At 63.7% G+C, this 12340-nt stretch carries 9 protein-coding genes and 1 tRNA gene; 1 reads left to right on the top strand and 9 read right to left on the bottom strand.

All coding sequences use genetic code 11. The features are described from left to right. Nucleotides 1-147: 147 nt before the first annotated feature. From JGU71_RS14805 to JGU71_RS14775, 8 genes are all read right to left on the bottom strand, one after another. Complete coding sequence (locus JGU71_RS14805; protein ID WP_233529216.1) at nt 148-516, bottom strand: hypothetical protein; 369 nt, start codon at nt 514-516, stop codon at nt 148-150. Nucleotides 517-615: 99 nt separating this feature from the next. Beyond that, nucleotides 616-1101 carry a GGDEF domain-containing protein gene (locus JGU71_RS29885; RefSeq protein WP_307829662.1) on the bottom strand — a complete coding sequence of 162 codons (486 nt, stop codon included), beginning with the start codon at nt 1099-1101 and terminating at the stop codon, nt 616-618. A gap of 11 nt (nt 1102-1112) precedes the next feature. Next, nucleotides 1113-2066 carry a PAS domain S-box protein gene (locus JGU71_RS14800; RefSeq protein ID WP_233529215.1) on the bottom strand — a complete coding sequence of 318 codons (954 nt, stop codon included), beginning with the start codon at nt 2064-2066 and terminating at the stop codon, nt 1113-1115. Between the two features lie 96 nt (nt 2067-2162). Continuing rightward, nucleotides 2163-2238: transfer RNA gene (locus tag JGU71_RS14795), tRNA-Thr, on the bottom strand. 141 nt (nt 2239-2379) lie between these two features. Further along, entirely contained in the window at nt 2380-3573 is a 1194-nt protein-coding gene (locus JGU71_RS14790) for a DNA polymerase III subunit delta' (RefSeq protein ID WP_199704898.1), read from the bottom strand. Nucleotides 3574-3621: 48 nt separating this feature from the next. Continuing rightward, nucleotides 3622-6498 carry a type I DNA topoisomerase gene (gene topA, locus JGU71_RS14785; RefSeq protein WP_199704897.1) on the bottom strand — a complete coding sequence of 959 codons (2877 nt, stop codon included), beginning with the start codon at nt 6496-6498 and terminating at the stop codon, nt 3622-3624. Between the two features lie 142 nt (nt 6499-6640). After that, the gene (locus tag JGU71_RS14780; protein WP_199704896.1) at nt 6641-7225 is read right to left on the bottom strand and encodes a hypothetical protein; all 585 of its coding nucleotides are present in this window, start codon (nt 7223-7225) and stop codon (nt 6641-6643) included. 203 nt (nt 7226-7428) lie between these two features. Next, nucleotides 7429-7632, bottom strand: a complete 204-nt coding sequence (locus tag JGU71_RS14775) for a cold-shock protein (RefSeq protein WP_005248460.1) — start codon at nt 7630-7632, stop codon at nt 7429-7431. 346 nt (nt 7633-7978) lie between these two features. Here JGU71_RS14775 and sftH point away from each other — a divergent pair, with 346 nt between their 5' ends. After that, the gene (gene sftH, locus JGU71_RS14770; protein WP_199705312.1) at nt 7979-10324 is read left to right on the top strand and encodes a DEAD/DEAH box helicase; all 2346 of its coding nucleotides are present in this window, start codon (nt 7979-7981) and stop codon (nt 10322-10324) included. Here the strand turns inward: sftH and JGU71_RS14765 are convergent. After that, nucleotides 10309-12267, bottom strand: a complete 1959-nt coding sequence (locus JGU71_RS14765) for an APC family permease (RefSeq protein WP_199704895.1) — start codon at nt 12265-12267, stop codon at nt 10309-10311. The genes sftH and JGU71_RS14765 overlap by 16 nt on opposite strands. Nucleotides 12268-12340: the final 73 nt, after the last annotated feature.

Genomic DNA, 12340 nt, shown 5'->3' with positions numbered 1-12340 from the left:
CCAGCGAGCGGAGCGAGCCAGTGTCACGGCGAAGGGGTCCACGCGAGCTGGACTGACGACGGCGGGAGCGGAGCGACCAGAGAAGGAGGGAAGCGCGCGTGACTTAGACCCCGAAGCCAGCGAGCGAAGCGAGCCAATGTCACCGCCTCAGTCGCGGTACACCACTACGTATGCGTTGGTTGTTGTCCCGACACTCAGGGGACCGAGGCATGATGCGGTGCCGCCACCGTTCGGGCTGAATGATCCACTCCACGAACCGCGGTAGGGACCAACGGCCAAGAACGGAAAAGCGTTCGGAATGGGCGCCAGGCCGAAGCATTCGACGATCAGCGAGTACTCCCTGCCGGCGGGAAATTCGTTCTCATGACACGCCGCGGTCGCGCTGATCAGGTCTCGCGTGACTGTGCAATCCTGCGGCGCGGCCTGGGCCGTTCCCGAACCGAGAACTGCAGCGAAGCCAAGAACCGACACTGCGGTCGCGGTGACCCGTGCAGCGGCGACCATAGATTTTTTCATTGAAACCCTCCCCGTTTTGCAATGTCTTCAAGTAATCGTTGGCCAAAACCGAAGTGTTACATAGTGATGTGCCGACACTGCATCGGCGGATCGGCTTTCCTAATCCAATTCGACTGCGCGCCAGCTGTTTCCGCCGCTGCGCTTGACCTTGTACAGCTGCGCGTCTGCGGCCGCGACGATCTCTGCCGCAGAATGCTGTGTCGCACCTCCCCGCGAAAAGACACACGCACCGATCGACAATCTCACGCCATCGTCATTGTGCGGCGCCGCCGAGTCCGAGGGGGCGAGCTTTGCGACCGACTCCACGCAACGACGAGCCAGCGCCTCGACGGCATCGAGGGATTCACGTGTGACGACAAGAGCGAACTCGTCTCCACCGAGCCGGCACACCCGATCCCCTTCGGCAGCGCACTCGACGAGAACATCGGCAACCTCGGTGAGGACGCGATCACCTGCCGGATGTCCGAACTCATCGTTGACCGACTTGAACCTGTCGAGATCGCAGTACATAAACGCATGCACGGTGGACGGCGTGTCGCCGCGCCCCAGTCGTTCTGTCAGGTCGAGTAATGCGACGCTGCGCACGGCGAGGCCGGTCAGATCGTCTCGTTCCGCGCGCGCCCGCAGGTCGACCAGTTCGAGGTGGCGTCGGTGCGATCCTCCGCGGTACACACGTACCGCTCACCGGATGCCCCTTCGACTCGCTGCACCCGCACTCGCGCCCACCGAGAACGGCCATCGGGTCGACGCACTCGACGATCGGACGAGCCGTCGGGTTGGCCATCCTCCGAAGGTGTATCCGCTGCGTCGAATACATCGTCTATCGCCTTGCCTGCCAAGTCCGAGTTCGATTGCCCGACAAGGGCTTCGAACGCGCCGTTGACCTCGACAATCCGGGAGTCGGCCCCCAGCATCGCTGTGGCGATCAACGAATTCAGGAATACCACCCGATATTGGAGCTGTTCGTCGTGCGCGCTGCCGGTGCGGGCCGCTTCGGCGATCGCCACGCCTGCTTGACCCGCGAAGAGTTCGAGCATCGCGCATTGCTCCGCATCGGGCACTCTCCCCGAGACGGGCAGATCGACACTCAGGACACCCAGCAGGTCGTCCGGTCCCGCCCACATCGGCGCTAGCAACAGGAACGACGGCTCCCAGGCCGTCTCGCCGACACCGGCGGGGACAGTCGGATAGTGCGAGACGTCAGGATCGCGGTACGCCACCGGGCCCTCCACGTCGAGCGCCTCCAAGTCCTTGCTGAACCTGAGATCACCCCAACGGTCCGACTTGGACAGCACTTCCAACCAGGTCGAGTGGGCCATGGTTTCGCCGACCATGTCCAGTACCTCGGGTGGCCCGAAACCAGTTTTGATCACCAGTTCGTCGCCGGGCACACGGACGTTCACAACAACGGCCTGAAAGCCCAGCACGTCAACGACAGCCCGGACGATACGGTCGAGGGTCACGTCGAGACTTTCGCCGACGCCGAGGCCTCGCACGACCGCGAGAATGCGGTTCAGCGATTCACGCTGGAGCGCCACGTGGTCGACCATCGCAAGATTCTCGCAGAAATGCGCCCGAGGTCCATACCTGCGGTTCTAAGCCGAAACAGCGGCTATGCGAATCGCATAACCGCTGGTGGGGATGGATGGAGCCGCCTAAGAGAATCGAACTCTTGACCTTTTCATTACGAGTGAAATGCTCTACCGACTGAGCTAAGGCGGCGGTGCCTTGCGGCGCAGGCGAGTCTATCTGCTCTTCGCCGCAACGCGAAAACGGGCTGCCATGGATGGCCCGGAGCGAATGCGACAGCGGTACCGCTATGCGGGACGAATGTCACATTCGCCCAGTTCAAACGGCTATTGGCTAGCGAACTGCCGCACCGAGTGTGGCGACCATCGCAGCGACGGCGAACTTCGGCTTCACGTTGATGGCCAGTGCTTCGCGGCATTCGAGGATCGCCTCGACGCACCGGAGCAGGCCTTCCTGCGACGCCATGTCGGCCAGCCTGCCTGCCTCGTCGGCCATATCGGGGTGCGTCAAGGTCCCGTTCGCTCCGAACGACACCGACAGGGCATCGCGATACAGCCCGGCGAGGTCGATCAGCGCACGATCGAGGGAGTCTCGACTCGTCCTGGTCGCGCGCGATTTCTGACGCCGCTCCAGGTCTTTCAACACACCCGCGGACCCACGCATGACGCCCGCGGTCCCCTTGCCGGACCCGCCAGCGCCGAGTGCGGTCTTCAGTTCTTCGGTCTCCCGCTCGTCGCGGACCTCGCTCATCGCCTTGGCCTCGGACTCCGCGTCCTTCACAAGCTCGTCAGCCGCCTCGTACGCCCGCGCTGGACGCGATGCCGCAGCCGCTAGCCCCAATGCCTTCTTACGACGGTCACGTGCCTGCTCGTCGGTCGCAAGACGCCTCGCGCGGCCGACGTGGCCACCGCTGATACCGGCAGCCCACTGCGCCGTCTTCGCATCCAACCCGTCGACCTCACGCAGAACGCCCGCGATGGCGTCCACACCTGGCGTCACGAGGTGAACGTGACGGCAGCGCGACCGCAGGGTCACCGAGATGTCCTCAGGATCGACAGACGGCGCACACAGCAGAAATACAGTCTTTGCAGGCGGCTCTTCGACGACCTTCAGCAGGACGTTGCCCGCGGCTTCGGTGAGTCGATCGGCATCCTCGATCACGACGACCTGCCAGCGGCCGGTGCTGGGCTTCCGTGATGCGATCGGGACGATGGACCGCATCTCGGCCGTTCCGATGCTCAGACCGTCCGGAATGACGCGACGGACGTCGCCGTGCGTGCCTGCCATCGTCGTCGTGCAGGCGTGGCAGTGGCCGCAGCCGGGAACACCTTCGTCGGTGCACTGCAACGCCGCAGCAAAGCACAGCGCGGCTATCGACCGACCCGAACCGGGAGGACCCGTGAACAACCACGAATGTGTCATCGCCGATCCCGACGCACCGATCCCACGCCGCGCGGCGACGGCGGCCGCGCTGAGCTCGGCCTCCACCGCCTGCTGACCAACCAATCGATCGAATACTCGCGCCACGAAAAGAACCCTAGCGCCGAGCCCCGACAGCGACGGACCGCTGTCGGATCAACTCTTGCGAGCCGGCGTCTTCTTCGCAGTTGCCTTCTTAGCCACGGTCTTCTTCGCGGCTGTCTTGGTTGCTGCCTTCTTGGCAGCCTTCTTGGCCGGTGCCTTCTTACGAGTGACCGGTCCGCGAGCACGACGATCGGCAAGTAGCTCCGACGCACGCGCATCGGTGATCGACTCGACTTCGTCGCCCTTGCGCAGGCTCGCATTGGTTTCACCGTCGGTGACGTACGGACCGAACCGGCCGTCCTTGATCACCATCGGTTTGTCTGTCGCAGAGTCGTTTCCGAGTTCACGCAGCGGCGGCGCAGCAGAGGCTTGGCGCCCACGACGTTTGGGCTCGGAATAGATCTTCACGGCATCTTCGAGAGTGACCGTGAACATCTGCTCTTCGTTCTCGAGCGATCGAGAGTCGGTGCCGCGCTTGAGGTACGGACCGTACCGACCGTTCTGCGCAGTGATCTCCTCACCGCTCGTCGGGTCGGTACCGACGACGCGGGGCAGCGACAGCAGCCGCAAGGCGTCTTCGAGCGTCACTGTCGCGAGATCCATCGACTTGAGAAGTGAACCGGTACGGGGCTTTACGGCAGCAGCCTTCTTGGCCGCCGTCTTCTTGGCAGTCTTCTTCGCAGGCGCCGCGGCCGGATCCTCCTGCACAGGAGCAGGTTCTGGGAGGATCTCGGTGACGTACGGACCGAATCGTCCTTCCTTGGCAACGATTTCGTGTCCGGTAACCGGGTCGGGACCCAAGCGTCGACCCTCTTGCGGTGTCGCGAAAAGTTTTTCGGCGTACTCGACCGTCAGCTCGTCGGGCGGCAGGTCGTCGGGAAGATTCGCGCGCTGCGAGATCGGATCGCCGTCCGGATCGTCCGGATTCTTTACCGAGCGTTCGAGATACGGTCCGAAGCGGCCGACGCGGACGAAGACGTCGCGACCTTCCTCATCGGCGAACAGCTTGATCGAGTTGACCTCACGAGCATCGATCTCTTCGAGCCGCGACCCGACCATCGTTTTCAGACCGCCCGACCGTGCAACCGATCCTTCGGCGCCACTTTCGCCACCGAAGTAGAAGCTGGACAACCAGTTTCCGCGTTGTTCGAGTCCGCCTGCGATCTGGTCGAGGTCGTCTTCCATTGCGGCAGTGAAGTCGTAATCGACGAGACGGCCGAAATGGGCTTCCAACAAACCGATTACAGCAAATGCCACCCAGGCAGGCACGAGGGCACTGCCACGTTTGTAGACGTAACCGCGGTCGAGGATCGTTTTGATGATGGAGGCGTAGGTCGATGGACGGCCGATGCCCATCTCCTCGAGGATCTTGATCAGCGAGGCTTCGGTGTAGCGCGCGGGCGGGTTCGTCGTGTGACCGTCCGGATTGAGCTCGCTGGCAGTAACTTCCTGACCTTCGACGAGCACGGGCAACCGCGACTCGGCGTCGTCGGATTGACCGCCCGCTTCTTCGTCGACGCTCTCGACGTAGGCCTTGAGGAAGCCTGCGAAGGTGATCGTGCGGCCGGACGACGAGAACACACACGTCTCGCCGGTGCCCGCGACGCCCTCGATCTTCAGCGTCAACGTGGTGCCACGGGCATCGGCCATCTGCGACGCGACGGTCCGCTGCCAGATCAACTCGTAGAGCTTGAACTCGTCGGTGTCGAGCGAGGAGTGCAATTGGCCAGGCGTCGCGAAGACGTCACCGGCGGGGCGGATCGCCTCGTGTGCTTCCTGCGCGTTCTTGACCTTGCGCGTGTACTGCCGAGCTGTCGGGTGCACGTATTCCGGACCGTAGAGGTCCTCGGCCTGCGAGCGCGCGGCATTGATCGCGGACTCCGACAGCGTCGTCGAGTCGGTACGCATGTAGGTGATGTAGCCGTTTTCGTAGAGTCGCTGCGCGATCCGCATCGTGCGCTCCGAGGTGTAGCGGAGCTTGCGGCCCGCCTCCTGCTGCAGCGTCGACGTCATGAACGGCGGGTAGGGCTTGCGGGTGTACGGCTTCGATTCGGCCGAGGACACCGTGAGGTCGACACCGGCGAGCGCTTCGGCAAGGCGACGCGCATGCGACTCGTCGAGAACGGTGACACTGCTGGTCTTGAGTTTGCCGTCGGCTCCGAAATCACGACCGCTGGCAACCCTGGAACCGTCGACGCTGGCGAGTCGGGCACCGAACGTCCGCGGACTCGCTTCCGCGCCGGCGTCGAGCTTGGCCGAGATGTCCCAGTATTCGGCGGAACGGAACGCCATCCGCTCGCGTTCGCGCTGGACGATGACGCGCGTCGCAACCGACTGCACGCGACCGGCCGACAAGCGCGGCATAACTTTCTTCCACAGGACCGGGCTGACCTCGTAGCCGTACAGACGGTCGAGGATGCGGCGGGTCTCCTGGGCATCGACCAGGTCGTTGTCCAGCTCGCGGGTATCAGCTGCGGCCGCGCGGATCGCCGCCTCGGTGATCTCGTGAAAGACCATCCGGCGAACGGGGACCTTGGGGTTCAACGTTTCGAGCAGGTGCCAGGCGATCGCTTCGCCTTCGCGGTCGGGGTCGGTTGCGAGATAGAGCTCGTCGGCGTCCTTGAGCAGGGCCTTGAGTTCGGTGACCTTCGACTTCTTGTCCGGGCTGACGACGTAGAGCGGCTGGAAATCGTGATCGACGTCGACGCCGAGGCGGGCCCACGACTCGCCCTTGTACTTGGCCGGCACGTCAGCGGCACCGCGCGGAAGGTCGCGAATATGGCCGACGGATGCCTCGACCGTGTACCCGCGTCCCAGATATGGGGCGATTTTCCGCGCCTTCGTCGGTGATTCGACGATGACGAGGCGACGCAGGTTCTGTCCTGCCCCGGGCGATGCCGCGGCCGTCCCTTTGTCCTTTGTTGCCACCTGCTGCCGTACCTTTCATCGATCTTCGCTGCTCACGAGCATGCACCACAGGCCATTGCCGACCCGTTATATATGCATCCAGCGAGTTACAGAGTTGCACACAGTATGCAAATACCTGCAGTTCTCCTCCACCTGCGGCCCGTCAGAAGGGGGGCCAGCCGACGTTCGGGTCGGCGTCGGGGGGTGCTTCGCCAATGTTTTCCGCGAGCCTGGTCAGTCGTCGTCGACCGGCAATACGCAGGCCCGGATTGGCACCTCTCGTACCGATCATAGTCGGCGCGATACCTGCACGAATGAGCGATTGTGCGAGCGGCGCATGCGTATCGGGCGCGCGGGGGTCGAGTGCAAGGACGAAGCGTTCGCCACCGTTTTCGCCGTGACCAGCGGCCAGAGCCCAGATCCGCAGTTCACGAGGACCAGGCACCCAGCCACCCGGCGGCGACTTGATCGCACCGCGGGTCCACTGCGAGGCCAGCGGTGCCAGCGCAGGCACACTTGCGGTCCTGACCAGCGGATGTCCTTCCTCGGACACTCCGATTTCGGCGTCCAAACCGCATTGCTCGATCTGCGCGGCAACCGCCCTGGCCCGCCACTGCGCATCGACGACTACCGAGATGCGGGCATTTCCGTTCGCTGTAACTACCTGGCCGGGTCCAGCGAGCAGCCCGCTGAGATCCGTGACCGCGGGCGGCACGGATTCAGCAGAGAAGAAGGACAGCTGGACCACAACCGCGAGAGTAGGTCAGATCGTCGTGGCCGACATCGCGACACGGAACTTGGCAGAAAGGTTTGTCCTATATATCCGCGCAATGTCGCACTTGGCCCCAGAACCGACTCGTCCCCCGGCACCGGACGGTGACGGGGGACGAGCTGGACGCGTCTAGTTGACCGAGCCCATGCGGATGTCTCGTTCGAAGTGAACGAATTCGATCAGACTGCGCGAACGCCGGTGGCCTGGGGACCCTTGGTGCCCTGACCGACCTCGAACTCGACGCGCTGATTCTCCTCGAGGGTGCGGAAGCCGCTGCCCTGAATCTCGGAGTAGTGAACGAAGACGTCTGCTGAGCCGTCCTCAGGTGCAATGAATCCGAAGCCTTTTTCGGCGTTGAACCATTTCACAGTGCCCTGTGCCATGCTGATCCTTTTCTGTCTAACCGGAATCGGCGGACAGCACTTACAGCCCGCCGGGCCCGTTCCGACCGCTGCGCTTCTGACCCCCTCAGGAAGCACAAAGCACACCGCTCGCAACTAGAGATCCTGCGAGCGCTTGCACATCGAAGAGCGTACGAACACAGAAGCTTGCGACCAGAAGTCAGTCAACCACGAGACCGCTAGGTTCGACAGTCGAGTTCGGCAACAATTCAAAAAAGTTGATCTTGTGAAAGCGCAGGTGAGGGGCTATGAGAGGCAAACATGAACCGCCGGTCTGTTTGCCGTCCGATAACCGGAATGCAGTTCGGCAGAGGAGCGAAGAGTGACCATCTCGTCCGGCGACGACAACGTGGCCGACGGCGCCCAACTCGGCTACGGCCGACAGTTGCTGAACCGTGTCTTGGCCGGAACACCCGCTGCCGACGACCCCCTCACCCACGTCGCCGATCTGCCCGCGCGAGCCGCGGCGACGACGCAATGGCCGACGTGGGCGTCGCGTGAGGTGATCGAAGCGCTGCGCGAAGCTGGCGTCAGCGAGCCGTGGACGCACCAGGTCGAGGCCGCGTCGATCGCCGCAAGCGGGCGCAACGTCGTCGTTTCGACCGGAACAGCGTCGGGAAAGTCGCTCGCCTACCAACTCCCGATCCTCACGACGCTGGCGCAGGATCCGCTCGCCACCGCGCTGTATCTCGCTCCGACGAAAGCACTCGGTGCCGACCAACTCCGCGCGGTTCGCGAACTCACCGAGTCGACGGATGCCCTGTTCGGCGTCCGACCGATCGCGTACGACGGCGACACCCCGACCGAAGTCCGGCAATGGGCCCGCGAAAACGCGCGCTGGTTGTTCACCAACCCCGACATGCTGCACATCGGAATCCTCCGCGCGCACCCGCGGTGGTCCTTCTTCATGCGCAACCTGCGTTACGTCGTCGTCGACGAATGTCACTACTACAGAGGTGTGTTCGGCTCCAACGTCGCGCTCGTTCTTCGTCGCCTACGCCGCATCGCCGCTCGCTACGGCGCCGATCCCGTCTTCGTCCTCGCCAGCGCGACGACCTCCGACCCTGCCGCGGCCGCGACCCGGTTGGTCGGTGCGCCGTGCGTCGCGGTCACCGAGGACGGGTCACCGCACGGGCCGCGGACGGTCGCGTTGTGGGAGCCGCCGCTGCTGAAAGAGGTCACTGGCGAAAACGGTGCGCCCGTCCGGCGGTCCGCTGCCGGTGAGGCGTCCCGGATCATGGCCGACCTCCTTGTCGAGGGTGCGCGGACGCTGACCTTCGTCCGGTCACGCCGCGGCGCGGAACTCACCGCGCTCGGAACCCAACGGTTGCTCGCCGAAATCGATCCCGACCTCGTCTCTCGCGTCGCGGCCTATCGGGCGGGCTATCTGCCTGAGGATCGGCGCGAACTCGAGGCCGGCCTGGCCGACGGGACACTGCTCGGAGCGGCGACGACCAACGCGCTCGAACTCGGTGTGGATATCGCTGGTCTCGACGCGATCGTCGTCGCCGGCTTCCCTGGAACGGTCGCCTCGTTCTGGCAGCAAGCGGGTCGGTCGGGGCGCAGGGGTCAGGGGTCACTCGTGTTGCTCGTCGCGCGTGACGATCCGCTGGACACCTACCTCGTTCACCATCCGGCGGCGCTGCTCGACAAACCGGTCGAGGCGACCGTCACAGACCCGACCAACCCGTACGTGTTGGGTCCGCAATTATTGTGCGCCGCTTTGGAATTGCCGCTGACCGACGACGAAGTACTCGAACTCGGCGGCTGGGACGTGCTGAGCGCACTCGCCGAAGAGGGGTTGATTCGAAGGCGCGCGCACGGCTGGTTCGTAGCAGGTGAGACCAATCCGCATGCGGCAGTGAGCATTCGCGGTGGTATCGGCAATCAGGTCGCCATCGTCGACGGCGAATCGGGCCGTATGCTCGGCACCTCCGATGCCGGACGAGCACCGGCGACCCTGCATCGCGGCGCGGTGTACATCCATCAGGGTGAGACCTTCGTCGTCGACGAACTCGATCTCGACGACGGCATCGCACTCGTCCACACCGAAGAACCCGAATGGACGACATCGGCGCGAGAAGTCACCGACATCACCATCGACGAGGTGCTCACCGACGAGCGTTACGGCGAAGTCCGTGTCGCACTTGTTCGTGTCGAGGTGACCAATCAGGTCGTCGGCTATATGCGAAAGCTGGTGTCGGGCGAAGTCCTCGACCAGATCGAACTCGACATGCCCGCGCATACGCTGCACACCCGAGCTGTGATGTACACGGTCACACCGGAATTGCTCGAACGCTCCGGCATCTCGCTGGACCGGTTTCCCGGCTCACTGCACGCGGCCGAGCACGCGGCAATCGGGTTGCTGCCGTTGGTCGCAACATGCGATCGGTGGGATATCGGCGGCGTCTCCACCGCTTTGCACCAGGACACAGGACTACCGACGGTGTTCGTCTACGACGGCCATCAGGGCGGTGCGGGCTTCGCGGATCGCGGTCACAGCGAGATCGAGGTATGGCTGACTGCCACTCGCGACGCCATCGCATCGTGCGAATGCGGCGCAGGCTGTCCGTCGTGTGTGCAGTCTCCCAAGTGCGGCAACGGAAATCACCCGCTGGACAAGGACGGCGCTGTGCGGTTGCTCACCGCTGTGCTGGGTCAGCTGTCGACGTGAACATGTGGTCGGCGAGCAACGTCGGGCTCGGCTCGGCGTAGCACTTCACGCGTCACGGGAGCGACCTCGCCTTCGCCGACGAACAGGAACTTCAAAAGATTCGTGACAGGGTTGCCCTCGGTCCACTCGAAGTAGACGTGCGGCAACGTCTTCCATTCGTCGCGGATCTGCAGAAGCACTGCCGCAACGGTATTCGGAATCACTGCACCGTCGACCCGAAGGATGCGGTTCTCCCCCTCCTGGCACCCGCGAACGTGCAGATGAGCGCTGAATTCGGACGCGTCGACCACTTTGACTTCGAAGAAGATCACCGGCTCGGCGCCCGGGATCCGGCTGTCCTTGCGTTGGTGCGCCTCTTTGAGCCGGTATTCCTCCATGTCCAGACGGTAGGCGTCGTGGCAGACGATGCGGATCTGGCCGAATTCCGCTGCCTCGGTGAGTAATCGACGTGCGGTGTCGTCGAACTGAACGTCGATCGCGCGCAATTCGAACGACCGTAGAATCCGCGATGCAAACGAGGTGACGACGATCGCCAGGATGAACAGCATCGCGATCTGCAAGCCCTCGGGGCGTTCGAAGATATTCGCCACCGTCGTGTACAGGAACACCGCCGCAACGACACCGAATCCGATCGCTTTGCGAGACTCGCCTTTTCGCGCCGCCGACAGCGTCACGGCAACAGCTGCCGAGGTGATCAGCACAAGCACGCCCGTGGCGTAGGCAGCGCCCTGGGCATCGACGCTGGCATCGAAATACCAGGTGATACCGAAGGCGACGACCGCGAAGACAACTACAAGCGGGCGTACCGCCCGGCCCCATTCCGGCGCCATACCGAAGCGAGGTAGATAACGCGGCACCAGATTGAGCAAACCTGCCATGGCCGATGCACCGGCGAACCACAGAATCGCGATCGTACTGACGTCGTAGACAGTGCCGAAGATCTCGCCGAGATGTTCGTGCGCGAGGTAGGCCAGCGCGCGCCCGTTCGCCGGCCCACCGGCCTTGAAGTCGTCCTCGGGTATGAGGATCGTCGTAATGAAACTGGATGCGATCAGGAAGCTGCTCATGATCAACGCCGAGGTCAGCAACAGGTGGCGGGCACCGCGAATTCTTCCGTTCGGGTCCTTTTCGGTGTCGTCGGCGTCGCCCTCGATCTGCGGCATCACCGCGACACCGGTCTCGAAACCGGACAGTCCCAGTGCAAGTTTCGGGAACACGAGCAGCGAGATCCCGATCATCATCCAGATGCTGCCGTGTTCGGTTGTCATCGCGGACGTCCAGTCCGTGATCAGGCGCTCAGCAGTGAACACCTCGTACAGGCCGACGATCACAACAACGAGATTCAGGGCAAGGAACACCGCGACCAGCGTGACCGCGATGCCGATCGCTTCCGTGAACCCTTTCAGGAACACCGCCGCAAGCAGGGCGAGCAGGATCAGCGTGATGATCAGGTTCTTGTCGTGAAAAGAATCGGGCGCGAACGGGTTCTCGATGAGGTGAGCCGCACCATCGGCGGCGGACAAGGTCATGGTGATGATGAAGTCGGTCGCGGCAAAACCGAGCAGCACCAGGACGAAAATCTTGCCGCGCCACTTCGGCAACAGCTTCGCCAGCATCGCGATCGAGCCTTCGCCGTGTGGACTCTCCCGCGCGACGCGACGATAGACCGGTAGCGCGCCGAACAACGTGAGGGCCACCAGCACGATGGTTGCCATAGGAGACAGGACTCCGGCAGCAAGCGCCGCGATACCCGGCTGATAGCCGAGGGTCGAGAAGTAGTCGACGCCGGTCAGGCACATCACCTTCCACCACGGGTGCTTCTGCTCCTCGGTGGCCACCTTCCGATACGGACCCTGATGGTTGGCGGGCTGCTCGGTGATGTCGGCCAGGAACCACCCGCGAAGGCGGGATTTCGCCGTGTCCCCAATGCCCTTGGTGCTCATGCGACGAATACTGCCACCGCTGCCGAATTCTGCACGGCAACTTTCGGTGAGAGGTTCGAGGCGCAGGTCGGTA

Origin of the sequence: Antrihabitans stalagmiti, from assembly GCF_016482825.1 — a bacterium.
GTDB classification, from domain to species: Bacteria; Actinomycetota; Actinomycetes; order Mycobacteriales; family Mycobacteriaceae; genus Antrihabitans; species Antrihabitans stalagmiti.
This window is presented reverse-complemented; position numbering and strand designations above follow the sequence as displayed.